The organism is Pseudomonas nitroreducens (assembly GCF_010994165.1).
In the GTDB taxonomy this organism is placed as follows: domain Bacteria; phylum Pseudomonadota; class Gammaproteobacteria; order Pseudomonadales; family Pseudomonadaceae; genus Pseudomonas; species Pseudomonas nitroreducens.
Genome location: NZ_WMBX01000003.1, coordinates 846,153 through 872,194, shown reverse-complemented (window position 1 = coordinate 872,194; position 26,042 = coordinate 846,153). Strand labels below are relative to the sequence as shown.

At 65.5% G+C, this 26,042-nt stretch carries 12 protein-coding genes; 4 read left to right on the top strand and 8 right to left on the bottom strand.

Annotated elements, in window-relative coordinates; all coding sequences use genetic code 11:
- Positions 1 to 138 precede the first annotated feature (138 nt).
- The 7 genes from GJV37_RS17240 to GJV37_RS17210 form a co-directional block, all read right to left on the bottom strand.
- Positions 139 to 1,380 carry an HlyD family type I secretion periplasmic adaptor subunit gene (locus GJV37_RS17240; protein ID WP_024765247.1) on the bottom strand — a complete coding sequence of 414 codons (1,242 nt, stop codon included), beginning with the start codon at positions 1,378 to 1,380 and terminating at the stop codon, positions 139 to 141.
- Positions 1,377 to 3,485, bottom strand: a complete 2,109-nt coding sequence (locus tag GJV37_RS17235) for a type I secretion system permease/ATPase (RefSeq protein WP_024765248.1) — start codon at positions 3,483 to 3,485, stop codon at positions 1,377 to 1,379. Before GJV37_RS17235 ends, GJV37_RS17240 begins: the two co-directional genes overlap by 4 nt.
- Positions 3,482 to 4,903, bottom strand: a complete 1,422-nt coding sequence (locus GJV37_RS17230; RefSeq protein ID WP_193452782.1) for a TolC family outer membrane protein — start codon at positions 4,901 to 4,903, stop codon at positions 3,482 to 3,484. Before GJV37_RS17230 ends, GJV37_RS17235 begins: the two co-directional genes overlap by 4 nt.
- Positions 4,904 to 5,292: 389 nt before the next feature.
- Positions 5,293 to 18,330: an Ig-like domain-containing protein gene (locus GJV37_RS17225; RefSeq protein ID WP_193452781.1), complete on the bottom strand. Its 13,038-nt coding sequence runs from the start codon at positions 18,328 to 18,330 to the stop codon at positions 5,293 to 5,295.
- Positions 18,331 to 18,843: 513 nt separating this feature from the next.
- Entirely contained in the window at positions 18,844 to 19,236 is a 393-nt protein-coding gene (gene gloA / locus GJV37_RS17220) for a lactoylglutathione lyase (RefSeq protein WP_024765405.1), read from the bottom strand.
- A 95-nt stretch (positions 19,237 to 19,331) separates the two neighbouring features.
- Positions 19,332 to 20,549: an argininosuccinate synthase gene (locus GJV37_RS17215; protein WP_024765404.1), complete on the bottom strand. Its 1,218-nt coding sequence runs from the start codon at positions 20,547 to 20,549 to the stop codon at positions 19,332 to 19,334.
- 133 nt (positions 20,550 to 20,682) lie between these two features.
- The gene (locus GJV37_RS17210; protein ID WP_024765403.1) at positions 20,683 to 21,690 is read right to left on the bottom strand and encodes a flagellar protein MotY; all 1,008 of its coding nucleotides are present in this window, start codon (positions 21,688 to 21,690) and stop codon (positions 20,683 to 20,685) included.
- 138 nt (positions 21,691 to 21,828) lie between these two features.
- Between GJV37_RS17210 and pyrC the strand changes: the two genes are divergently transcribed.
- From pyrC to bfrB, 4 genes are all read left to right on the top strand, one after another.
- Positions 21,829 to 22,875, top strand: a complete 1,047-nt coding sequence (pyrC, locus tag GJV37_RS17205; RefSeq protein WP_170859089.1) for a dihydroorotase — start codon at positions 21,829 to 21,831, stop codon at positions 22,873 to 22,875.
- Positions 22,872 to 23,552 carry a ribonuclease T gene (gene rnt, locus GJV37_RS17200; RefSeq protein WP_037011317.1) on the top strand — a complete coding sequence of 227 codons (681 nt, stop codon included), beginning with the start codon at positions 22,872 to 22,874 and terminating at the stop codon, positions 23,550 to 23,552. Before pyrC ends, rnt begins: the two co-directional genes overlap by 4 nt.
- A gap of 364 nt (positions 23,553 to 23,916) precedes the next feature.
- The gene (locus GJV37_RS17195; protein WP_024765401.1) at positions 23,917 to 24,132 is read left to right on the top strand and encodes a bacterioferritin-associated ferredoxin; all 216 of its coding nucleotides are present in this window, start codon (positions 23,917 to 23,919) and stop codon (positions 24,130 to 24,132) included.
- Between the two features lie 218 nt (positions 24,133 to 24,350).
- Positions 24,351 to 24,827 (top strand): bacterioferritin BfrB, encoded by a 477-nt coding sequence (bfrB, locus tag GJV37_RS17190; protein WP_170859090.1) that lies wholly within the window; start codon positions 24,351 to 24,353, stop codon positions 24,825 to 24,827.
- A gap of 48 nt (positions 24,828 to 24,875) precedes the next feature.
- Here the strand turns inward: bfrB and GJV37_RS17185 are convergent, their stop codons facing one another.
- Complete coding sequence (locus GJV37_RS17185) at positions 24,876 to 26,039, bottom strand: MFS transporter (protein ID WP_193452780.1); 1,164 nt, start codon at positions 26,037 to 26,039, stop codon at positions 24,876 to 24,878.
- Between the last annotated feature and the right edge of the window lie 3 nt (positions 26,040 to 26,042).

Below are 26,042 nucleotides of genomic sequence, written 5' to 3'. Positions count from 1 at the left end.
CAATCGACGTGTCCGACGTCGATGCCCCTTGAGTATGTACCCTGCGCTGACTTTCTGATGACAGTCAGCAAAGAAAAACCCCGCCGGGGAGGCGGGGTTTGCAGCCATCGACGCAGGTCATCGCCTGTCACCCCGGGCTCAGCGCTCGCGCAGCGCCTCGCGGGCCTTGTTAAGCGGCTTGAGCAGATAGTCCAGGATCGTCTTGTTGCCAGTATGGATATCGACCGTGGCGATCATCCCCGGCACGATGCCGAAGCGTTTGCCGTCCTTGTTGGTCAGGTGGTCGACGTCCGTGCGGATGAACACCCGGTAGTAGAAGACCTCGCGTTTGACCTCGTCCTGAATGGTGTCCGGCGAAATGGTCGTGACCTTGCCGTGCAGGCCGCCGTAGATCGAGTAGTCATAGGCGGTGATCTTCACCGTGGCGTCCAGGCCGGGGCGGATGAAGGCGACGTCGCGCGGCGAAATGTGCGCCTCGACCAGAAGCTTTTCGTCCACCGGGACGATTTCCATCAGCTTGCCGTCCTGCGGAATGACGCCGCCGACCGTGGAGACCTCGATGTCCTTGACGATACCGCGTACCGGCGACGTGAAGGTGGTGCGATGCAAGGCGTCCGAGCGGCCGCGGGTGACCGAGCTCTGAGCCTCAATCTCGGCATTGGCCTTGGCCAGGTCTTCGCGGGCCTTGACCACATACTGCGTCTGCAGCTCGGTGGCCTTGCGCTGCAGTTCGTTGGCCTGGCGCTTGAGGCGCAGCACTTCCACGTCACTGGCAGCTCCGCGCGCCACCAGCGGCTGAGTCATGGCCAGCTCGCGGCGCACCAGTCCCAGCGCATCGTTGATGCCCGCGAGGTTCTTCGCCAGGCTGTCCTTGCGCGAGTGGTAGAGCGCAGTCTCGCTATTCACCAGGTCGGGGAACGTCTGTACGTCTTCGGGGAAGGCCAGCGGCGTCCCGTTGACCTCGGCAGACAGTCGCGCAGCCTCGGCCTTGGCAGCCCGCATGCGCGAGGCACTCTCCTCCACCGCCGACTCGCTGCGGGTACGGTCGAGCTGGGCGAGGACCTGACCGGCCTCGACCAGATCGCCCTCGTGAACATTGAGCGAGACCAGGATGCCACCTTCCAGGGACTGGATGACCTGTTCGCGGGAAGACGGCACCACCTTGCCGCTGCCGGTGGAGACTTCATCCAGGGAGAACAGGCTGGCCCATACGGCAAAGGCACCGAGCATGGCCGCGATCAACCACACCACCAGGCTCGAGCGCGGCAGCGGCGGCTCGGCCGGGGCCCCGCGCTGGTGCGCGCGGGCTGTGGAAACAGTGGTCGGCGGGATGGCCGGCGGGACATCCGCCTTGGCCACCGGGAGCTTGAGGTCGGTCATTGGGTCAGCTCCTTGAGAACTTTGTCTTTGGGACCGTCCAGCACCACACGCCCGTTGTCGATGAGGATGATCCGGTCGACCCATTTCAGGACCGGCATGCGGTGGGTGGCAACCACCAGCGTGCGCGGCGCCATCCATGGCCCCATGGCGTCGATCACCTGACGTTCGGTCATCTCATCGAAGTTGGCGGTCGGCTCGTCGAGCAGCACGACGGACGGATTGCGGATCAGCGTGCGCGCCAGCAGCAGGGTCTGGCGCTGGCCACCGGACAGGCCCTGGCCGCCCTCGAGGATTACCTCATCGAGGCCATCGGGCAGTGCCTGCACGAAGGACAGGGCGCCGGACAGGGAGAGCGCCTGGGTGATCATGGCGTCACTGGCCATCGGCGCGCCGAGCAGGATGTTTTCCCGGATGGTGCCGTAGAACAGCCGCGAGCTCTGCGGCAGCATCGCCATGTCGCGGCGCACGTCGGCGGTGTCGATCATCGCCAGGTCCAGGCCATCGAGCGAGACGCGGCCTTCCTGTGGGCTGTGCATGCCCGAGAGCAGGTTGAGCAGGGTCGACTTGCCGGAGCCGATGCGGCCGAGGATGGCGATCTTCTCACCGGCGCGGATCTGCAGCTGCGGCACCACCAGCGCGGGGCGCTTGTCGTTGTCGCCGTAGCGGAAGCTCACGCCGTCGAGCTGGTAATTGCCATTAAGCGCCGCGCGGTGCACCCGGCGGGCCCGTTCGGGCTGATCCACCGGGCGGCTCATGAGCTCGTCCAGGCCCTTGCGGGCGACCTTAGCCGACTGCCAGCGGGAAAATACCGAGGCCATCTGCGCCAGCGGCGAGATCATCCGTGAGGCGAGGATCGACGAGGCCACCAGGGCACCGGTGGTCATGTCGCCCTGCATCACCAGGTAGCTGCCCAGGGCCAGCACCAGGGCATAGACAATGCCCTGGACTTCCTGGGTCCAGCTCATCAGCAGGCTGGTGAGGAAGCGCTGGCGCATGCTGATGCCGGCGGACACGTCGTTGACGTTGTTCCACTGGTTCTGGAAGCGCGCTTCCGCGCGCAGCAGCTTGATGTCCTCGATACCCTGCACCGCCTCCACCAGCATGGCGTTGCGCAATGCGGACTCGCGCATGCCCTCGTTGGACAGGCGTTCCAGCGGCTTCTGGATCAGCAGGCCGGGGATGACCAGCAAGGGAATCGCGCCCAGGGCGACGAACATCAGGGGGCCGCCGACCATCCACAGCACCACCAGGAACAGCAGGAAGAAAGGCAGGTCGGCCAATGCCCCGACCGTGGTCGAGGTGAACAGCTCACGCACCTGGTCGATCTCGCGCAACTGCGAGATGAACGTGCCGGTGGAACGCGAACGCGCCGAATTGCGCAGTCGCAGCGCGCGGCCGAAGACCACATCGGAGATGCGCAGGTCTGCACGTTTGCCGACGGTGTCGGAGATATGCGTGCGCGAGACGCGCAGGCAGAACTCGAAGACGATCGCCAGCATCACCCCGCCGAACAGCACCCACAGGGTCGCTTCGGAGTTGGCCGGGACCACCCGGTCGTAGACCTGCATGGAGAAGATCACACCGGCCAGGGCCAGGACGTTGGCCACCAGCGAAGCGAGCATGACATCGCCGTAGCGCTTCCAGTCGCGCAGGGCGATGTTCCAGAACCAGTTGCGCCGGTATGGACGGATGTACTGGTCGACGCGCGCATCGGGCACCGCCACCTGCGGACGCAGGATCGCCACGCGACGCACGCGCTGGCGGAACTCCTCTACACCGATACGGGTTTCCAGGCCCTTGTCGCCACTGAACAGCACGCCGAGGTTACCCTCGCCGTCGATGGTCTGTACGACGCAGACGCTGCCATCGTCGAACTCCGCAACCAACGGCAAACGCCAGGCGTCGAGCAGCTCGAGCGAGAGTTTGCCGAAGCGCAGGGCGAGTCCCAGGCTCTTGGCCATGTGCAGCAGCATCAGATCCGCGGAAGCGCCCTGCTCCCAGGCCAGAGCCACGCGCGCGCCCTCTTCGGAGACACCGATGCCATAGTGGCGGGCGACGGCGAGCATGGCGTCCAGCCAGCGCGCGGAGTGCGGGGTCAGGCTCATGGCAGCACCTCCATACCCTGGACGCTGGTGTAGTTCAGGCCATAGAACTCGCGGCTGAGGCCCTGGGCGTCGATCAGGCCGACCTGGCCCAGCCAGAGGTCATGACGCACCATTTCCTCGTCAGAGAGTGCCTGGTAGTACTCCTGCTCGGTATTGAGCAGGTCGAGGATCGAGCGGGTGCCGAGCTTGTACTGCTCGCGGTACAGCTCGCGCGACTCGTCGAGGTTACGCTTGCGGCTGCCGAGCACGCCCAGGCGCGCGCGGTTGCCGATGATCTGCTCGCGCATATGGCGCATCTGGTCGCTGGCCGACAGGCGCGCATCCTCGATGCGTTGTCGCGCAGCTTCCAGGGCGTTGGTGGCGGCGCGGACCTGGGCGCGCAGGCCACCGCCCTGGTACAGGGTGGAGGTGAAGTTGAGGCTGATGCTGTTGTCGCTGCCATGTCGCTCGTAGGTGCTGGGGTTGTCACCACTCAGGGCCTTGGTGCTGGCGGCTTCGATGCTCACGGTCGGCATGCGATCAGCCTTGGCCACCCGCAATTGCGCCTCGGCGGCCTGGCGCTCGGCCTCGGCGGCCAGGACGTCGGGCAGCAGGCTGGTATCCAGGCGTCGGGCGAGGTCGACGCGGGCTGACTGGTCGTCGGAGAGCGCGGTGATCTCACCGGAAACTGCCCCCCCGACAAGGGTACGCAGGCGTTCCTGAGCCTGGTGGTACTGCGAGCGGATCTGCAACTGGTTGGCACGCGCGGCGTCGACCCGGGCCAGCGCCTGGATCGGGTCGGAACGGCTGGTGACACCGGCACCGGCGCGGTCCTGGGTCATGGCATAGACACGCTCCATCGCGCTCACCTGCTCATCGGCGATGCGACCCAGCAGGCGATAACGATGCAGGTCGATGGTCGCTTCGGCGGTCTGCCGGGAGATCAGGTCGATCTGCTTGAGGACCAGGGCTTGCTGCCGGCGCGACTGTGCCTGGGCGCCGTCGACGCTGCCGGCGACCTTGCCGAAGTCGTAGAGCAGCTGTGAGACCGACAGCGAAGCGGTCTGGCTGGTGCCGTTCTGCGTGGTGTCGCCACGCCCCAGGCCCATTTTCACCTGGGGGTAATAGCCGGAACGGGCCATAGCAATCCCATCGCCTTGTTGCGCCAGGGTGGCGAGGGCATCGGCGATGGAGGGGTGACGGTTGACCGCCATCTGCACGGCGTGATTGATGTCCAGCAGACGGCGCGCGGCCGGCGCGTCGAGTTCAGGCGTGAGGCGCTGGCCGCCGGTCTGTTCGATCAGATGGCTGGGAGCCAGGCTGCGCTGCTCGGGGCTGCTGGCGCCGAACCAGCCGTCATCAAGGACGCCCGCGAGCGTTGCGGTGGAGAAGCTGGCCAGGCTGAGCCAGGCCAGGGGTCCGAATTTCCAGGCGTTCACCGAGGGCCTCCCGGAGTCAATTGAGGCGCGCCGGTACGGTCTTCCGTGCTCGTCGGAGGGGAACTCATCCTGGAGTGCCAGCGCGCGTTGGATACGCGACGTTCGTCTGCAGCGCCCTGGAGGGCGTGGAGAGAGGGGCCTGCCAGCGGCCGCCGGAGGGCTGTGCTGGGGGATACCCGCTGTAGAAGAAGGCCGCTCAGGACGGCCTGTTGCGAATCGTCCGGGTCATTATCTGGAGCCGGCTGCCGCACATGAATGAGACGTTTCCTAAACGACAAGCGCCCAACCGGCGGGAGGCGCTGAGCACCCCGCCGGTCAGGCAAGAGAGTCGCGGCCGGTAGCGGGATCCAGGGGCTCTGGCCGCGTAGCGCCCCTGGGCCGGGTCCTCGTCAGACCACGTTGATGCCGTGCTGGATCAGCAGGTCCGCATTGGTGTTGCTCCCCATGCTCGCGTTGTGCCAGATGTCGTAGTCGACGCCATTCACGGTCTTGCTGCCACTGACTTCCCAGCCGCCGGAACCGACGGCTTCGGCCAGATCCACGGTGGAAGTGCCGTCGCCCTTGATCATCAGGTTGGGTACCTCGACGCTGGTGGTATCGACCTGCTTAAGGACATCCGACAGTCGCAGCGAGAGGGTGTTGTTGCCGCTGCCCTCCTGGCTGCTGCCCAGGTCGAAGATCTCGAAGCCCTTGACCCGCGTACCGTAGCTGGTGAGATCCAGCTGCAGGCCGGAGGCCTCGAACTTGAGGGTATCGATGCCCAGGCCACCGTCGACCCGGGTGAAGGTCGTCCCGACCAGACCGATGGTGTCGTTGCCGGCACCGCCCATGGCCACGTCATGCTGCACGCTGGTATCGGTGGTACCAGTGGTGTCGGTACCGATGCCGTGGATGATGTCGTTGCCCTGACCGCCGCTGATGATGTCCACCCCGTTGTTGATGGCGGACGCTCCCGGGCTGGTGGTGCCGGCCCAGATTTCGTCGTCGCCGACGGTGTAGCTGTGGGTCAGCAGCGCGATGGAGCCGCTGTAGATGTTGTAGCCACCGCCGTCGGTGGAACTGGTGTCACTACGCCAGGTGCCGTAGCCGTAGTCAGCAATGCCATCACCGTTCCAGTCACCGATGGCCACGCCAGTACCGGCATAATCGTTGGCCTTGAGGCCAACCAGCTTCACCGCCTCGCCGGCCGCCACCAAGGCGTCCAGGTCCGAGCTCGCATCGAAGCCACCACCGGCCCTGCCGTACACCAGGTAGGCGGCGCCGAGATTCTGCTGCGAGCTGCCCTGGTCGTAGCCGGGTGCACCGATCAGGAAGTCATCGATGCCATCGCCGTTGACGTCACCCGCCGAGCTGATGCTCAGCCCCAGCTGACTGTCGGCCGAGGTAACGTTGCCGCCGAGGGCGGTACCGTTGCTGCTGCTGGACAGGATGAATCCGTTACTGCCATCCAAGGCACCCAGGCTCAGGTTCGACCAGGTATCCCCGGCAGCCTTGCCATAGATGACATAGACGCGCCCCGGAGCACTACCGTCCGCCGCCGAATCACCCCAAAGGGCCGAGCCGATGGCGAAGTCCTCGATGCCGTCCCCATTGATGTCACCAATGTTCTTCACCGACGAGGGCTGCGGGTAATAGGCCCCGCCCTGGTCAGTGGTGGAACCAGCCAACACAGTGGTACCACCCAGATACTCATTCGCCTGAGCTCCTGTCAGGCGGACCCCCTGATCCGGCGTCAGGTTGTTCAGGTCGTACGAGGCGCCCAGGCCATTTTTGCTGCCGAAGATCAGGTACGCGGTGCCGCTGGAAGCGACAGTGCCGCCGGTGACCCCGTTACTGCGCGGTGCGGTAATGATGAAGTCATTGAAACCATCTCCATTGACGTCGCCGATCACCTGAACCACCGCACCGAGATCGGAATCACCGTCTTGGGCATAGGTGGTGCGGATGTTGGTCTGATTCTCGACCCGGCTCCCCAGGGTCGAAGAGGTAGCCCCAGTGGAATAGTAGAGCCCGCCCGGGTTGGTAGCGCTGGCATAGTTGGACGCCATCATGTTGCCCCAGGTCGCGGAGCCAGCATCGCCCTCGCGACCATAGAGAACGACGGCCATGCCATTGCCGCCATTGCCGTCGAGTGACGAGATGATGATGTCCGAATAGCCGTCACCGTTCAGGTCACCCCCTGCGATGGAGCTGCCGAGCCAACCGCCGGTGTTGTAGTTCTTGATCACGAATCCGTCGATGGTGGCGCCGTTCTCGATGCTGCTCAGGCTGAGAGTACTGAGGTCCTTGCCTTCACGGCCGAAGATCACATAGATGCGGTCGCTCAGAGTCGAGGAAATGGCGATGTCGTCGAAGCCATCACCGTTGATATCTCCCAGATTGGTCACTGCATGCCCCTGGATGCCGACGTCCCCCCCCGTACCGGTGTAACTGGTGGAAGTAATGCGGAAGCCCTGGTCAGCAGTCATGCTGTCCAGATTCGACAGGCTCGGCAGGCCATTGGGACCGCCGTAGACCAGATACATGTCGGACTGGTAGGCCGCCGCGGAGCCATAAATGGTATGCGGCGCGGAGACGATGAAGTCCTCGTAGCCGTCACCATTGAAGTCTCCGGCCGACGACAAGGCATACCCCAGACCGTCATAGGCCTGCGTGCTGCCGGAAACGGAGGGCGTACCCGCCACGTCGATGACCAGCCTGGCATCGACACTGTTGTCGAGCAGGCCGACCTGCGAGTGGTTACCCGCCTCGTCCACCAGCACCGCCTTCAGGTTGTAACTGCCATCGAACATCGACGGCAGCGTCACGTTGAAGGTGCCGCCGGTCCCGTTCACCGTCAGTGCCAGGTCCTGGGCGTAGATGACATCGCCCTCGCCATAAACACCATCGCCGTTCTTGTCGTCGAACAGCATCACGGTGATCTTGCCCGCCGCGGCTGCCGCCGCGTCCGCGGCGGAGAGACCGGCGACGGTGCCGGTGAAGCTCGGCGTCATCACGCTGGTCTTGTTGTCGCTAGTGCTGCTGCCGTTATCGCTGGCGGTATCCAGGTCGAGCACGAAACTGGTGAAGGTCGGCGCCAGGGTATCGATGCTCAGGTCGTGCTGAGCGCTCTGGCCGATATTGCCGGCGTCGTCCACCACCCGCACGACCACGGTGTAACTGCCGTCGGCGATCACGTCAGTGGTGTTGTCGAAGCGCCAGTCCGTTCCGGAGACCTCGGCACGCTGCCAGGTCTGGCCGCCGTCCAGGCTGATCTCCACGCCTTCGCCGTCACCGAGCGCAACGCCCAGCTTGCCGGAGAACACCAGGGTGTTGTCGTTGGTGATGAAGTCGTTGCCCTGGGCGCCATTGTCGTCGCTGATGGCATCGAGGGTGATGGTCTTGTCGGCGCCTGGGCCGTCGGTGTCGATCACTACGGTGTGGCTGGAGCTGTTGCCGACGTTGCCGGCATCGTCGACCACCCGCACCTGCACGTCGTACTCGGCGTCGCCCAGTACGTTGCCGGTGTTGTCGAAGCTCCAGTCGGTGCCGTTGACCTCGACCCGCTGCCAGGTCTGGCCACCGTCGAGGCTGATTTCCACCCCTTCGTCGTCCGCCAGGTTCTGGCTCAGGTGCCCGTGGAACAGCAGCGTGTTGTCGTTGGTGACGAAGTCGTTGCCGAGGTAGCCGTTGTCGTCGCTGATGTCATCGAAGCTGATGGTCAGGCTGGCGGACGGTCCCTGGGTATCGATCTGCACCGCCTGGCCGCCGGCCAGGCTGACGTTGCCTTCGCTACCGACCACGCGGGCCATGAACAGATAGTCGCCATCATCCATGACCGAGCCGCTGTTATCGAAGACGTAGGTGCCATTGCCCTGGTCGACGGCATCGTGCCAGGTCTGGCCGCCGTCAATCGAGATCTGCACCTTGTCGCCGGCGTTGAGCTGCCCGTCCACCGTGGCGCTGACCACCAGGGTGTTGTCGTTGGTGATGAAGTCGCCGCTGTTCAGGCCGTTGTCTTCGGAGATGCCGCTGACCGTCGCCAGGGCGTAATGAGCGCTGCCGCTGTCGCTGCTATTGCTGGCGGCGTCGGTGGCTACGGCGCTGACTTCACCGCTGCCCTGGGCAGCGGCACTGGTGGCGCTGTAGCTGCCCGCGGCGTTGGCGGTAACGGTCTGCTGCGAGCCATCCGGGAAGGTCACGGTGACCTGGCTGCCGGCCTCGGCGTTGCCGCTGACCACCAGGGTGCCGTCGGCATTGGCGTTGACCAGCACGCTGGGCGCCAGCGGCGCGGTGCTGTCGGCGTAGTCCGCGGAGGCGGACGCACCGGTGTTGCCGGCCGCGTCGGTCGCCGCGGCGCTGACTTCGCCCGTGCTCTGCGGGACGTGGGTGGTGACGCTGTAGCTGCCGTCAGGACCGGCAGTCGCCGTACCGGTGGTGCCACTGGGGAAGGTCACGGTGACGGTGCTGCCCACCTCGGCCGTACCCGTCACGGTCAGGCCACCATCGGCGTTGACCGCGATGTTCACGCTCGGCGCAGCCGGGGCGGTGGTGTCGGTGAAGTCGGCCGTCGCTGCCGGGCCGGCGTTGCCCGCCAGGTCGGTGGCGCTGGCGCTGACTTCGCCACTGGGCTGGCCAACCGGCGAGGTGACGCTGAAACGACCATCGGAACCGGCAATCGCCGATCCAGTGGTGCCATCCGGGTAGGTGACAGTGACGGTACTGCCAGCTTCGGCGCTGCCGCTGACGGTAACGCTGCCATCGGCATTGTTCACCAGCGCGTCAAGCACCGGCGCCTGCGGCAGGCTGGTGTCCGTGTACGTGGCAGTGGTGGCCGAGCCGTCATTGCCGGCGGCGTCGGTTGCCAGTGCACTGACTTCGCCCGAGGTCTGCGGTACGTGGGTGGTGACGCTGTAGCTGCCGTCGGTACCGGCGAGCGCCGTACCGCTGGTGCCATCCGGGAAGGTGACGGTGACGGTGCTGCCCGCTTCGGCCGTGCCCGCCACGGTCAGGCCGCCATCGGCGTTGGCGCTGACGTTCACATTCGGCGACTGCGGCGCGCCGGTGTCGGTGTAGTCCACCGTGACGGCACCGCTGGTATTGCCGGCGCCATCAGTGGCGGTCGCGCTGACTTCACCGGTGGTCTGCGGCACTGTGGTGGTCACGCTGTAGGCACCGTCGCTGCCCGCGGTCGCGGTGCTGCTGCTGCCATCCGGGAAGGTCACGGTGACGGTGCTGCCGGCCTCCGCAATGCCGCTGACGGTCAGGCCGCCGTCGGCATTGGCGCTGACGTTTACGCTCGGTGCGTCCGGTGCGGTGGTGTCGGCGAACTCGCCGGTGGCCGACGGACCGGTATTGCCGGCGGCGTCGGTAGCATTGGCAGTGACATCACCAGTGGGTTGTCCCGCCGGCGAGGTGATGCTGAAGGCGCCATCGTTGCCCGCGACCACGGAGCCGGTGGTGCCGTCCGGGAAGGTGACAGTCACGGTGCTGCCCGCTTCGGCGCTGCCGGTGAGGGTGACGCTGCCGTCGCCGTTGGTGACCAGTGGGTCCAGCTCCGGTGCCAGCGGCGCGGTGCCATCGGTGTACGACTCGACGGTCGCTGCGCCGGTATTGCCAGCGGCATCGGTGGCGCTGGCGCTGACGTCACCGCTGGTTTGCGGGACGTGGGTGGTGACGCTGTAGCTGCCATCGGTGCCCGCGGTCGCTGTGCCGGTGCTGCCATCCGGGAAGGTCACGGTGACGGTGCTACCCGCCTCTGCCGTGCCCGTCACGGTCAGGCCGCCATCGGCATTCGCCGTCACGTTCACGCTTGGCGCCAGCGGTGCGCCGGTGTCGGTGTAGGCCACAGTCGCCGCAGCACCGGTGTTGCCGGCGGCATCGGTGGCGCTGGCGCTGACGTCACCGCTGGTTTGCACAGTCGTGGTGGTGACGCTGTAGCTGCCGTCGTTGCCGGCCGTGGCCGTCGCCGTGCTGCCATCGGGGAAGGTCACGCTCACGCTGCTGCCCGGTTCGGCGCTGCCGGCAACCGTCAGGCCGCCGTCGGCATTCGCCGTCACGTTCACACTCGGGGCCTGCGGGCCCTGGGTGTCGGTGTAGCTCTCGACGGTGGGCGCGCCGGCATTGCCAGCGGCATCAGTCGCGCTGGCGCTGACCTCGCCGCTGGTCTGTGGCACATGGGTGGTGATTTCGTAGCGACCGTCGCTGCCGGCGGTCACCGAGGCAGTCGAGCCGTCCGGGAAGGTCACGGTGACGGTGCTGCCGGCTTCCGCGCTGCCGCTGACGGTCAATCCGCCATCGTCGTTGGCGCTGACGGTTACGCTCGGCGACTGCGGAGCGGTGCTGTCGATGTAGCCTACGGTGGTGTTGTCGCCCACGTTGCCTGCCGCATCACTGGCGCTGGCGGTCACCTCGCCACTGGTCTGCGGCACGTTCGTGGTGATGCTGTAACTGCCATCGCTGCCCGCCGTGACGGTGTCGGTGGAACCATCGGGGAAGGTCACTGTGACGGTCGTGCCCGGCTCGGCACTGCCACTTACGGTCAGGCCGCCGTCGGCATTGCCGACGACATTCACGCTCGGCGCATCCGGCGCGGTGGTGTCGGTGTAGCTCTCGGTCGCCGAGTCGCCGGTATTGCCGGCCTCGTCGGTGGCATTGACGCTGATCTCACCGCTGGGCTGGTTGTCCGGCGAGGTGATCGACCAGGAGCCGTCTTCACCCGCGACCACGGAGCCGGTACTGCCATCGGGATAGGTCACGGTGACGGTGCTGCCCGGTTCGGCGCTGCCGCCCACGGTAATGCTGCCGTCGTCGTTGGTCGCGACAGGATCGAGGACAGGCGCTTGCGGCGCGGTGCTGTCGGTATAGGTCCGGGTGGCGGCATCGCCGGTGTTGCCGGCCGTATCAGTGGCGGTCGCGCTGACCTCGCCGCTGGTCTGCGGGACATGGGTGGTGATCTCATAGCTGCCATCGCTACCCGCAGTCGCCGTGGAACTGGAGCCATCCGGGAAGGTGACGGTAACGTTCGTGCCAGGCTCGGCACTGCCGCTCACGGTCAGACCGCCATCGGTATTGGCCACGACATTCACGCTCGGTGCCTCCGGAGCGGTGGTGTCGCTGTAGCTCTCGGTCACCGAGGCACCGGTATTACCCGCTTCGTCAGTGGCGTTGACGCTGATCTCACCGGTGGGCTGGTTCTCCGGCGAGGTGATGCTGAAGCTGCCGTCTTCACCGACGACAACGGAACCGGTGCTGCCATCGGGATAGGTGACGGTCACGGTGCTGCCCGGCTCTGCCGAACCGCCAAGGGTGATGCTGCCGTCGTCATTGGTGACGATGGGATCGAGGACCGGCACTTCCGGGGCAGTGCTGTCCGTGTAGCTCTGGGTGGTGGCGTCACCGGTGTTGCCAGCGGCGTCTGTCGCCGTTGCCGCTACCTCACCGCTGGTCTGCGGGACATGGGTGGTGATCTCGTAGCTGCCATCGCTGCCAGCAGTGGCGCTGCCGGTTGAGCCATCCGGGAAGGTGACGGTAACGGTCGTGCCCGGCTCGGCACTGCCGCTCACGGTCAAGCCGCCATCGGCATTGGCCACGACATTCACGCTCGGTGCCTCCGGAGCCGTGGTGTCGCTGTAGTTCTCGGTCACCGAGGCGCCGGTGTTGCCGGCTTCGTCGGTGGCGTTGACGCTGATTTCACCGGTGGGTTGGTTCTCCGGCGAAGTGATGGTGAAGCGGCCGTCTTCACCGACGAGCACGCTGCCGGTGCTGCCATCCGGGTAAGTGACAGTCACGGTGCTGCCCGGCTCTGCCGAACCGCCAAGGGTGATGCTGCCGTCGTCGTTGGTGACGATGGGATCGAGGACCGGTGCTTGCGGTGCGGTGCTGTCGGTGTAGGTGAAGGTGGTCGAATCGCCGGTATTGCCTGCCGAGTCAGTCGCGCTCGCACTGACGTCGCCACTGGTCTGCGGCACGTTCGTAGTGACGCTGTAGCTGCCATCGGAGCCGGCAGTCGCCGTACCAGTACTGCCATCCGGGTAGGTCACGGTAACGGTCGTGCCCGGCTCGGCACTGCCGCTCACGGTCAGGCCGCCATCGGCATTGGCCACGACATTCACGCTCGGTGCCTCCGGAGCCGTGGTGTCGCTGTAGTTCTCGGTCACCGAGGCGCCGGTATTACCCGCTTCGTCAGTGGCGTTGACGCTGATTTCACCGGTGGGTTGGTTCTCCGGCGAAGTGATGGTGAAGCGGCCGTCTTCACCGACGAGCACGCTGCCGGTGCTGCCATCCGGGTAGGTGACAGTCACGGTGCTGCCCGACTCTGCCGAACCGCCAAGGGTGATGCTGCCGTCGTCGTTGGTGACGATGGGATCGAGGACCGGTGCTTGCGGTGCGGTGCTGTCGGTGTAGGTGAAGGTGGTCGAATCGCCGGTATTGCCTGCCGCGTCAGTCGCAGTCGCACTGACGTCGCCGCTGGTCTGCGGCACCGTCGTGGTGATGCTGTAGCTGCCATCGGAGCCAGCAGTCGCCGTACCGCTGGTGCCGTCCGGGAAGGTCACGGTTACCGTACTGCCCGCCTCCGCCGTGCCGGTCACGGTCAGTCCACCGTCCGCATTGGCGGTGATATTGACACTCGGTGCTTGCGGCGCGGTGGTATCGGTGAAGTTTTCACTGGCCGACGGACCGGTGTTGCCGGCTTCGTCGGTGGCGTTGACGCTGACCTCACCGGTGGGTTGGTTCTCCGGCGAAGTGAGCGACCAGGAACCATCCTCCCCCGCTACCACGGAGCCGGTGTTGCCGTCCGGATAGGTGACGGTGACGGTACTGCCTGGTTCGGCACTGCCGCCAACGGTGATACTGCCATCGGCGTTGGTGACGATGGGATCGAGGACCGGTGCTTGCGGTGCCGTGTTATCGGTGTAGGTGAAGGTGGTCGAATCGCCGGTATTGCCTGCCGCGTCAGTCGCAGTCGCACTGACGTCACCGCTGGTCTGCGGCACATGGGTCGTGACACTGTATTCGCCATTATCGCCAGCGGGGACGATTGCGGTACTGCCATCCGGGAAGGTCACGGTGACGGTGCTGCCCGCTTCCGCGCTACCGCTGACGGTCAGGCCGCCGTCGGCATTGGCGCTGACGGTGACGCTCGGCGCGTCGGGCGCGGTGGTATCGGCGAATTCGCCGGTGGCGGACGGACCGGTGTTGCCGGCTTGGTCCGTGGCCGTGGCGGTCACATCACCGCTGGGCTGGCCAGCCGGGGACGTGAGGGTGAAGCGACCATCCTCGCCTGCCACCACGCTGCCGGTGGTTCCATCCGGGTAAGTGACGGTCACCGTGCTGCCCGGCTCTGCCGAACCGCCAAGGGTGATGCTGCCGTCGTCGTTGGTGACGATGGGGTCGAGAACCGGCGCTTGCGGCGCGGTGCTGTCGGTGTAGCTCTGGGTGGTGGCGTCACCGATGTTGCCAGCGGCGTCTGTCGCCGTTGCCGCTACCTCACCGCTGGTCTGAGGGACATGGGTGGTGATCTCGTAGCTGCCATCGCTGCCAGCAGTGGCGCTGTCGGTGGAGCCGTCCGGGAAGGTGACGGTAACGGTCGTGCCCGGCTCGGCACTGCCGCTCACGGTCAGGCCGCCATCGGCATTGGCTACGACATTCACGCTCGGTGCCTCCGGAGCGGTGGTGTCGCTGTAGCTCTCGCTCACCGAGGCGCCAGTGTTGCCGGCTTCGTCGGTGGCATTGACGCTGACTTCGCCGGTGGGCTGGTTCTCCGGCGAGGTGATGGTGAAGTTACCGTCTTCACCGACGACCACGCTGCCGGTACTGCCATCGGGATAGGTGACGGTCACGGTGCTGCCCGGCTCGGCCGAACCGCCAAGGGTGATGCTGCCGTCGTCGTTGGTGACGATGGGATCGAGGACCGGTGCTTGCGGTGCGGTGCTGTCGGTGTAGCTCTGGGTGGTGGCGTCACCGGTGTTGCCAGCGGCGTCTGTCGCCGCTGCAGTTACCTCACCGCTGGTCTGCGGGACATGGGTGGTGATCTCATAGCTGCCATCGCTACCCGCAGTCGCCGTGGAACTGGAGCCATCCGGGAAGGTGACGGTAACGGTCGTGCCCGGCTCGGCACTGCCGCTCACGGTCAGACCGCCATCGGTATTGGCCACGACATTCACGCTCGGAGCCTCCGGAGCGGTGGTGTCGCTGTAGCTCTCGGTCACCGAGGCACCGGTATTACCCGCTTCGTCAGTGGCGTTGACGCTGATCTCACCGGTCGGTTGGTTTTCCGGCGAGGTGATGCTGAAGCTGCCGTCTTCACCGACGACAACGGAACCGGTGCTGCCATCGGGATAGGTGACGGTCACGGTGCTGCCCGGCTCGGCCGAACCGCCAAGGGTGATGCTGCCGTCGTCGTTGGTGACGATGGGATCGAGGACCGGTGCTTGCGGTGCGGTGCTGTCGGTGTAGCTCTGGGTGGTGGCGTCACCGGTGTTGCCTGCGGCGTCGGTCGCGTTAGCGCTGACGTCACCGGTGGTTTGCGGAACCGTGGTGGTGACGCTGTAGCTGCCATCGCTGCCAGCAGTGGCGCTGCCGGTGGAGCCGTCCGGGAAGGTGACGGTAACGGTCGTGCCCGGCTCGGCACTGCCGCTCACGGTCAGACCGCCATCGGTATTGGCCACGACATTCACACTCGGGGCATCCGGCGCCGTGGTATCGGCGTAGCTCTCGGTCACCGAAGCACCGGTATTACCGGCTTCATCCGTGGCATTGACGCTGACTTCCCCGGTGGGCTGGTTTTCCGGCGAAGTGATCGACCAGGAACCATCCTCACCGACAACCACGGAGCCCGTGCTGCCATCCGGATAAGTGACAGTCACGGTGCTGCCTGGCTCGGCCGAACCGCCAAGGGTGATGCTGCCGTCGTCGTTGGTGACGATGGGATCGAGGACCGGCGCTTGCGGCGCGGTACTGTCGGTGTAGCTCTGGGTGGTGGCGTCACCGGTGTTGCCAGTGGCGTCTGTCGCCGCTGCAGTTACCTCACCGCTGGTCTGCGGGACGAGGGTGGTGATCTCATAGCTGCCATCGCTACCCGCAGTCGCCGTGGAACTGGAGCCATCCGGGAAGGTGACGGTAACGGTCGTGCCCGGCTCGGCACTGCCGCTCACGGTCAGGCCGCCATCGGCATTGGCCGTGACGTTGACACTCGGCGCCTCCGGGGCGGTGGTGTCGCTGTAGCTCTCGCTCACCGAGGCGCCAGTGTTGCCGGCTTCGTCGGTGGCGTTGACGCTGACCTCACCGGTGGGTTGGTTCTCCGGCGAGGTGATCGACCAGGAACCATCCTCCCCCGCTACCACGGAGCCGGTGTTGCCGTCCGGATAGGTGACAGTCACGGTGCTGCCCGGCTCTGCCGAACCGCCAAGGGTGATGCTGCCGTCGTCGTTGGTGACGATGGGGTCGAGAACCGGCGCTTGCGGCGCGGTGCTGTCGGTGTAGCTCTGGGTGGTGGCGTCACCGGTGTTGCCAGCGGCGTCTGTCGCCGTTGCCGCTACCTCACCGCTGGTCTGCGGGACATGGGTGGTGATCTCGTAGCTGCCATCGCTGCCAGCAGTGGCGCTGCCGGTCGAGCCATCCGGGTAGGTCACGGTAACGGTCGTGCCCGGCTCGGCACTGCCGCTCACGGTCAGGCCGCCATCGGCATTGGCCACGACATTCACGCTCGGTGCCTCCGGAGCCGTGGTGTCGCTGTAGTTCTCGGTCACCGAGGCGCCGGTGTTGCCGGCTTCGTCGGTGGCGTTGACGCTGACTTCGCCGGTGGGTTGGTTCTCCGGCGAGGTGATGCTGAAGCTGCCGTCTTCACCCACGACAACGGAACCGGTGCTGCCATCGGGATAGGTGACGGTGACGGTGCTGCCAGGCTCGGCGGTGCCGCCGACAGTCAGGCTGCCGTCTTCGTTGGTAACGATCGGGCCCAGCACCGGTGCGTCGGGCGCAGTGCTGTCGGTGAAGGTATCGGTGGCCGCGGGGCCGGTATTGCCGTCCAGGTCGGTGGCCGCCGCGCTGACGTCACCATTGGGTTGCGGACGAGCGGAAGTAACCGAGAAGGCCCCAGCCGCGTCAGCGACCGTGGTGCCCGTGGAGCCGTCCGGGAAAGTCACCGTGACGGTGCAGCCAGGCTCGGCAGTGCCGCAAACGGTGACAGAGCCATCGTCCAGCATAACCAGCGGATCGAGCAGCGGCGCGTCCGGCGGGGTGCTATCGACGTATGCCAGGCTGCCGGGCTCACCGGTATTGCCATAGACGTCGGTGGCGGTGGCACTGACTTCGCCACTGGCCTGCGGCACATGGGTGGTGATGCTGTACTGGCCGTTGCCGTCCGCCATGACATTGCCCACCGAGCCATCCGGGAAGGTAACGGTGACGATGCTGCCGACCTCGGCACTGCCACTGATGGTGAGGCCGCCGTCGGCATTTTCCGTGACGCCGATACTCGGTGCCGCAGGCGGCGTGACATCGACGTAAGGCAACTGGGTGCCCGGGCTGGTGTTGCCGGCCTCATCGGTAGCGCTGGCGGTCAGGCTGCCCGAGGGCTGGTCGGGCGGCGATGTCAGGCTGTAGCCGCCATCCTCGCCGACGACGACGCTGCCGGTGCTGCCATCGGGATAGGTGACGGTCACGGTGCTGCCGGGCTCGGCGCTGCCGCTCACGGTCACACTGCCGTCGGCATTGGTGATCACTTCAGTGCTGGGGGCGCTCGGCGCCGTGGTGTCGGTGTAGTTGACGTGGGCGTCGCTGCTGTTGCCCTTGCCATCCTCGACGTGGATATCCACGCCACCACTGGTCTGCGGGGAGGAAGTGGAAGCCTGGTAGTGTCCGTCGGCATCGGCTACCACGGTGGTGCTGGAGCCATCCGGGAAGGTTACGGTTACGCTCGCACCGGGACTGGTGGAGCCACTGACAACCAGACCACCCGCCTCGCCTGCCTGCAGGTCTGCAGTGGGAGCCTTGAGCCCGCTGCCACCGTGATGGCCACCACCGCCGCCACCACTGGACGCAGCAACGCCGCCGGCTACCAGCGCCAGACCGCCCAATATCCAAGGCAGTGCACCCTGGTCGCCGCCCTCGGTCACCAGCAGCGACTCGACCGAGTCGACCTCGCTGTAGCTGGCGAAGGCGGAGCCCTCTTGATTGACCTCGGCGACCCAGTAGTGGCCGTCACCGCTGTCGAGCAGCAGATCGCTGTTCGGCTGACCGGGAGCCCCGAAGAACCCGTGGATGACGATGGTTTCGCCATCCAGGGTCTTGATCACCAGGGCGTTACCCTCGCGGGTCATGCTGACGACCTGCTCCTTGCTCAAGGCCAGCTTCACGACCGAAGGCGCGCGGAGAGTCAGGTCAGCCTGATTGACCTGAGTGGTCGCGTGGGTAGCCTTGTCGATTACAACGATTGTTTTAGCCATGATGGGCCTCGGAACTCGGCAGTCGTGGGAATGCCAGCGGTGGCTCCGCGGCCATTCCCGGTCACAAGGGCGCCCGCAAGCCGACAGGCTTGCAGGCCTTCTTCAACCACGGGGTTCGGTGACGCATCGCAGCGACCGGCAAGCGAAAGCCGGCGGGGGAAGGAAAGCGATTGATTATTGGAATTGGACGTCGAGGAACCGAAGGTGCTGCCGGACGGCCTGCAGGGCGCCGTCACGGAGCAACCCGTGGATACTGGTCGAAGTATCCGTAGCAGCGATCTTCGCTGACATCAGATGATTCCTAATCCCTAGGCACCCGGCGTAGCCTCCGCAAAGGTGCTGGGCGATACCTGCGTCGGGCATTGCACCCGACCATCGAGGACATTCAGGAGGATGACCTGCGAACTTTAAGTCGCCCCGTGCCGGCACTAGCGCCCTTCCTCGCCAACGGCTCGACTCCCACTGCCAGAAAAGAAAAACCCCGCTCGGGGCGGGGTTTCTGACGGGCGCAGGTCAGTCCTTGCGCTGCGGCGACAGCAGCTCGATCTTGTAGCCGTCCGGGTCTTCGACGAAGGCCAGGATGCTGGAGCCATGCTTCATCGGGCCCGGCTCGCGGGTGATCTTGCCACCGCGCGAACGGATGTCTTCGCAGGCCTTGTAGACATCAGCCACTTCCAGGGCGATGTGGCCATAGCCGGTGCCCAGCTCATACTTGTCCACGCCCCAGTTATAGGTCAGCTCGATGACGCTGTTGTCGTCCTCGTTACCGTAGCCGACGAAGGCCAGGGTGAACTGGCCGTCCGGGTAATCCTTGCGGCGCAGCAGGGTCATGCCCAGGACTTCGGTATAGAAGGCGATGGATTTATCCATGTCGCCGACACGCAGCATGGTATGCAGCAGTCTCATCGGTTCTTTCCTCATCAGGTGCCCGGAGTACGGGCTCATAAACACAAACCCCGGCTCGTGGCCGGGGTCTGCTTGTCACGGGAGACGCCAGCTTATCAGAACAGCTTGCGGCCCTTGTTCGCGGCAATACGCATGCGCAGCGCGTTGAGCTTGATGAAGCCCGCGGCATCGGCCTGGTTGTAGGCGCCGCCGTCTTCCTCGAAGGTCGCGATGTTGGCATCGAACAGCGAGTCGTCGGACTTGCGGCCAACCACGATGACGTTGCCCTTGTAAAGCTTCAGGCGCACGACGCCGTTCACATGTTCCTGGGAGGCATCGATCATCTGCTGGAGCATCTCGCGCTCCGGGCTCCACCAGTAGCCGGTGTAGATCAGCTTGGCGTAGCGCGGCATCAGCTCGTCCTTCAGGTGAGCGACTTCGCGGTCCAGGGTGATCGACTCGATGGCACGGTGCGCCTTGAGCATGATGGTGCCGCCGGGGGTCTCGTAGCAGCCGCGGGACTTCATGCCGACGTAGCGGTTCTCGACGATGTCGAGACGGCCGATGCCGTTGGCGCCGCCGATGCGGTTCAGCTCGGTGAGTACCTGCGCCGGGCTCATGTCCTTGCCGTCGATGGCAACGATGTCGCCCTTGCGGTAGGTCAGCTCGATGTAGGTGGCGGTGTCGGGGGCCTTCTCCGGGGAGACGGTCCACTTCCACATGTCCTCTTCGTGCTCGGTCCAGGTATCTTCCAGCACGCCGCCTTCATAGGAGATGTGCAGCAGGTTGGCATCCATGGAGTAAGGCGATTTCTTCTTGCCGTGGCGCTCGATCGGGATGTTGTGGGTTTCGGCGTAGTCCATCAGCTTCTCGCGGGACAGCAGGTCCCACTCGCGCCAGGGAGCGATGACCTTGACGCCCGGCTTCAGCGCGTAGGCGCCCAGCTCGAAGCGAACCTGGTCGTTGCCCTTGCCGGTGGCGCCATGGGAGATGGCGTCAGCGCCGGTGGCGTTGGCGATCTCGATCAGGCGCTTGGCGATCAGCGGACGAGCGATGGACGTACCCAGCAGGTACTCGCCTTCGTAGACGGTGTTGGCACGGAACATCGGGTAGACGAAGTCGCGGACGAACTCTTCTCGCAGGTCCTCGATGAAGATCTCTTTCACGCCCATCTGCTTGGCCTTGGCGCGGGCCGGCTCGACCTCCTCGCCCTGACCCAGGTCAGCGGTAAAGGTCACTACTTCGCAGTTATAGGTATCCTGCAGCCACTTCAGAATCACGGAGGTGTCCAGGCCACCGGAATACGCCAGGACTACCTTCTTCACGTCCGCCATGCCACTCAACTCCACGGGGGTTGTCACGAAAGGGACCGATTCTACTGCCCGCCCAGGATAATTTACAGAGGGGCGACAGCTTTTGACGACAAAGCGACAAATACTATCGTCGGTGCGACCCGCCGCCGCAGGTTCACCCCTTGGGGGCGGCGGGGGACGTGGCGGCGTTCGCGGCCGGCGTCGAGGGCGCGCCTTGGGTCGGGGCATTGGCAGCCGGCGCGGGCGTGGAGGGAGCGGATGCGGCAGGCGCCACGGGCGCCTCGGCGGGTGCGCCCGGAGCGTCTTCGGTTACCGCTTCGCGGGACAGATTGACCGTCACCCGGCGGTTCTTCGCGCGGTTGGCAGCGGAATTGTTCTTAACCAATGGATAGCGCTCGCCGTAGAAACGCACGGTGATCTGCGACTCGGCTACGCCGTTGGCCTTGAGGTAGTCCATCACCGCGATGGCGCGACGGCGCGATGCCTCGCGATTGGCCAGGCGGTTGCCGCTGTTGTCGGAATGCCCGTCCAGTTCGATGCGATTCACCGTCGGGTCAGCCTTCATATACTGCAGGATGATGTCCAGCTTGGCGCGCCCCAGCGGGTCGACCTCGGTGCCACCGTCCGGGAAGCCCACCTGGCTCTGGCGCACCTGGTCGAAATTGACCGGGAGCATCTTCGTCGAACATTCCTGGAACTGCGCATAGCCATCGGCGAAACGCGCGGGCAGCAAGCGCACCAGCAGATTCTCACCCGTACGGGTGCGATGACGGACTTCCGGGGTACGCCCTTCGAGCAATCCGCCGAGCAGGCGTCCGGCCTGTTGCTGGGTGCTGTTGAAGGGCACCTCCCCCGAACCCACGCTCACCGAGCCCAGGTTCAGGTCGCCCTGCCCTGGCCGCCACGGCGGCGCGGCGGCCAGCAGCGTTGCCGAACCCGTGCCGAGCCAGCCCTGCTGGGATTTGAGGCGGAAGGTCGGTTGCTCCCCAGCGCGCCAGACGAATTCGCCCACGCCGAAGCCCCCCACGCTCTGCGACAACCGGCACTCGAACTGATCGCCCGCCACCGTCCACTGGGCGCTTTCCAGGCGCGGCTGGAACGTCAGCCCCCAGGCCGGCAGGCTGGCGCAAAGTGTGAGCAGGAGAAGGGAGGGCTGGCGCACGGTGGCATCCACACAGGCAAATGGGCGTCCCAGATTCTATCGGTCAGCCTCGGCAAAACTTGATAGCGAGTGCCGGCGGCGGCCTTTTCCGGTAGCATTTCACCCTCTTCCCGCTGCAACCGCACCCCTGGAATCCGCATGTCCGACCGCCTGACACTCCTGCGCCCCGACGACTGGCACATCCACCTGCGCGACGGCGCCGCACTCGCGCAAACCGTCGGCGATGCCGCCCGCACCTTCGGCCGCGCCATCATCATGCCGAACCTGGTCCCGCCGGTACGCAACGCCGCCGAAGCCGACGCCTACCGCCAGCGCATTCTGGCCGCCCGCCCGGCCGGCAGCCGCTTCGAGCCGCTGATGGTGCTCTACCTCACCGACCGCACCAGCACCGAGGAAGTCCGAGCCGCCAAGGCCTCGGGCTTCGTACACGCCGCCAAGCTCTATCCGGCCGGCGCCACCACCAACTCCGATTCCGGTGTGACCAGCGTCGACAACATCTTCCATGTCCTCGAAGCCATGGCCGAAGTCGGCCTGCCGCTGCTGGTACACGGTGAAGTGACCCGCGCGGACGTCGACGTATTCGACCGCGAGAAACGCTTCATCGACGAACACCTGACCCGCGTGGTCGAGCGCTTCCCGACTCTCAAGGTAGTCTTCGAGCACATCACCACCGGCGATGCCGCCGCCTTCGTCAAGGCCGCCCCGACCAACGTCGGCGCCACCATCACCGCGCACCACCTGCTGTACAACCGCAACCACATGCTGGTTGGCGGCATCCGCCCGCACTTCTACTGCCTGCCGATCCTCAAGCGCAACACCCACCAGGAAGCCCTGCTGGATGCGGTCACCAGTGGCAGCCCGAAGTTCTTCCTCGGCACCGACTCGGCACCCCACGCGCGCCACGCCAAGGAAGCCGCCTGTGGTTGCGCCGGCTGCTACACCGCCTACGCCGCCATCGAGCTGTACGCGGAAGCCTTCGAGCAACGCAATGCGCTGGACAAGCTGGAGGGCTTCGCCAGCCTGCACGGCCCGGACTTCTACGGCCTGCCGCGCAACAGCGACCGCATCACCCTGGTGCGTGAAGAATGGGAAGCGCCGGCGGCCCTGCCGTTCGGCGACTTCGATGTAGTCCCGCTGCGTGCCGGCGAGAAACTGCGCTGGCGCCTGCTGGAGACCGTGGCATGAGTGACGAGAACGAAATCTTCGAAGAAGAACTCGACGGTTCCTTCCCGCCCGGCCCGCGCCACCCGATGGCACGTCGCTTCCGCGGCTACCTGCCGGTCGTGGTGGACGTCGAGACCGGCGGCTTCAACGCCGGCACCGACGCGCTGCTGGAAATCGCCGCCGTCACCATCGGCATGGACGAAAGCGGCTACCTGTTCCCCGAGCACACCTACTTCTTCCGTGTGGAGCCCTTCGAAGGCGCCAACATCGAGCAGGCCGCGCTGGAGTTCACCGGCATCAAGCTGGACCACCCGCTGCGCATGGCCGTGCCGGAAGAACAGGCTCTGACCGAGATCTTCCGTGGCATCCGCAAGTCGCTGAAGTCCAACGGCTGCAAGCGGGCGATCCTGGTCGGCCACAACAGCAGCTTCGACCTGGGCTTCCTCAACGCAGCGGTGAACCGCAGCGGCGTGAAGCGCAACCCATTCCATCCCTTCTCCAGCTTCGACACCGCGACCCTCGCCGGCCTCGCCTACGGCCAGACCGTCCTGGCGAAAGCCTGCCAGACCGCCGGCATCGAGTTCGACAACCGCGAAGCGCACTCGGCGCGCTACGACACCGAGAAGACCGCCGAGCTGTTCTGCGGCATCGTCAACCGCTGGAAGGAGTTCGGTGGCTGGATGGAAGACGATCACTGATCGGCTTCAACGCTCCATGAAAAAGCCCCGCACTGGCGGGGCTTTTTCATGGAGCCTGCATCAGCACCCCGCCTTACCTGCAGGAGCGAGCTTGCTCTCGCGAACCCCAGCGCCTTCGGATGCCTGACAGGCGGGATTGGCGCCATAGCTGCCCCTGTTCGCGAGCAAGCTCGCTCCTGCAAAAAACATATCGCTCCCGGTGCCTATGCGCGCAGCCCGCAATCCACGCGGGTTAGACGCTAAGTCATTGAGCCCGATGACCATTTGTCAGACCGTCTGGATGCGCACCGGGGAAACTTTGACAATCATTCTCATTATTATTAGTATCGCTTCCAACAACTCCTCAGCGACTAGTAGTGCATCCATGTACGTCTGCCTCTGCCAAGGTGTCACCGATACTCAGATCCGCGATGCGATCTACGATGGTGCTTGCAACTATCGCGAGGTGCGCGAGTGCACCGGCGTCGGCACCCAATGCGGAAAGTGCGCGTGCCTGGCCAAACAGGTCGTTCGCGATACGCTCGGCGAACTGCAAAGCGCCCAGAGCATGAACTACAACCTGGCCTACGCGGCGAGCTGAAAAAATACCGCTGATCCGTTCAGCAGGAACTCCGAAGAAACCGGGCACTGGCCCGGTTTTTTTATGTCTGAAATTCAGGGATTTAGCGCCGGGATGCGGAATGAAAACATTCGCATTCATATTCCTTTTTATAACAAATTCAAGCACTTATGTTTGACATATGGTTATAAGGGGGCGAGAATTTCAATCTCTCCCACTCCACACGGCAGGACCCCGGCATGAAAGGCGACAAGAAAGTCATCCAGCTTCTGAACAAGATCCTCGGCAACGAGCTGATCGCCATCAACCAGTACTTCCTGCACTCGCGCATGTGGAACGACTGGGGCCTGAAGCGCCTCGGCGCGCACGAGTACCACGAGTCCATCGATGAGATGAAGCACGCCGACAAGCTCATCGAACGCATCCTGTTCCTCGAAGGCCTGCCCAACCTGCAGGACCTGGGCAAGCTGCTGATCGGCGAGAACACCCAGGAAATGCTGCAGTGCGACCTGAACCTGGAGCTCAAGGCCACCAAGGACCTGCGCGACGCCATCGTGCATTGCGAAAGCGTGCATGACTACGTCAGCCGCGACCTGCTCAAGGACATCCTCGAGTCCGAGGAAGAGCACATCGACTACCTGGAAACCCAGCTCGGCCTGATCCAGAAAGTCGGTCTGGAAAACTATCTGCAGTCGCACATGCACGAAGACGACTGATCAGGAACAAGGCACCGGCGCGGTTGTGGACGCCGGTGCCCTTCCCTTCTAGCCGTTCGCCTTCGGCGGACGCCGCACCAGCCCGGCCTTGAATACCAGGCCAGCGCACAGTCCGATCACCACCAGCAGCGACAGGCGCAGCCCCACGTGCTCGGCGAGGAAGCCGATCAACGGCGGGCCCAGCAACAAGCCGCCATAGCCGAACGACGCCACTGCGGCCACGCCGCGCGAAGGCTCGACGCCCGGCCGGTTGCCTGCCGCGCCGATCAGGATCGGCACCACCACCGACAACCCCGCGCCCACGAGGGCGAAACCGGCAATCGCGCCGGAAATCCACGGGCTGAACAGCGCCAGCAGCATCCCCGCAATGGCCAGCAGCGCCAGGTTGCGTACCAGCGCCTCGTCGGCGAAGCGCACGCGCAGGCGGTCACCGAACAGACGCCCCAGCACCATGGTCGCGGAGAACGCCGCGAAGCCCAGTGCCGCCACTCGCTCCGACGCTCCCATGACCTGGTGCAGCAACAGGGCGCCCCAGTCGGCGACCGCGCCTTCGGAAACGAACGCGCACAGCGTCAGCACCCCAAGACCTATCAGTGCCGGTGGCGGCAGGCGCCAGCCACGTTGGGCTGGCGCCTCCTCCTCCGTGGGCTCCGGGCGCCCTTCGAACAGATGACGGGCGAAGAACGGCAGGATCGCCACCGCGATGACTGCCAGCAGGGTGAAGTGCCAGACAGGCGCCATGCCGGCAAAGATCGCCGCGCCGATGGCGCCGGTGAGTCCGCCCAGGCTGTACATGCCATGCTGGCTGGAGATGCACGGCCGGCCGAGGCGCCGCTCCACTTCCACCGCCTGGGTGTTCATGGCCACGTCCATGGTGGCGAAGGTCAGGCCAACCAGCAGCAGCCCCGCTGCCAGGTACCAGACGTTAGGCGCCAGCCCGAGCAATGGGAAGCAAGCCATCAGCGCCAACCCGGAAACCACCGTGATCGCCCGGCTGCCATAACGCCGTACCAATGCCCCGGCGAAAACGAATGCCAGCAGCGCGCCCACTCCGGCGCCCAGCAACGCCTGGCCCAGTTGCTGCTCGTCCACGCCGGTCATGTTCTTCAGCGCCGGCACCCGGCCCATCAGGCTGCCATGCACCATGCCGCCCATGGCGAAGCAATAGCCACACGCCCAGCGTGCGGCGTTGGCCCGTGATTGTTCACTCATCCT

Coding starts and splice junctions, on each gene's coding strand:
- GJV37_RS17240 (WP_024765247.1), bottom strand. CDS start 1,380: ATGACCGACCTCAAGCTCCCGGTGGCCAAGGCGGATGTCCCGCCGGCC.
- GJV37_RS17235 (WP_024765248.1), bottom strand. CDS start 3,485: ATGAGCCTGACCCCGCACTCCGCGCGCTGGCTGGACGCCATGCTCGCC.
- GJV37_RS17225 (WP_193452781.1), bottom strand. CDS start 18,330: ATGGCTAAAACAATCGTTGTAATCGACAAGGCTACCCACGCGACCACT.
- gloA (WP_024765405.1), bottom strand. CDS start 19,236: ATGAGACTGCTGCATACCATGCTGCGTGTCGGCGACATGGATAAATCC.
- GJV37_RS17215 (WP_024765404.1), bottom strand. CDS start 20,549: ATGGCGGACGTGAAGAAGGTAGTCCTGGCGTATTCCGGTGGCCTGGAC.
- pyrC (WP_170859089.1), top strand. CDS start 21,829: ATGTCCGACCGCCTGACACTCCTGCGCCCCGACGACTGGCACATCCAC.
- rnt (WP_037011317.1), top strand. CDS start 22,872: ATGAGTGACGAGAACGAAATCTTCGAAGAAGAACTCGACGGTTCCTTC.
- GJV37_RS17195 (WP_024765401.1), top strand. CDS start 23,917: ATGTACGTCTGCCTCTGCCAAGGTGTCACCGATACTCAGATCCGCGAT.
- bfrB (WP_170859090.1), top strand. CDS start 24,351: ATGAAAGGCGACAAGAAAGTCATCCAGCTTCTGAACAAGATCCTCGGC.
- GJV37_RS17185 (WP_193452780.1), bottom strand. CDS start 26,039: ATGAGTGAACAATCACGGGCCAACGCCGCACGCTGGGCGTGTGGCTAT.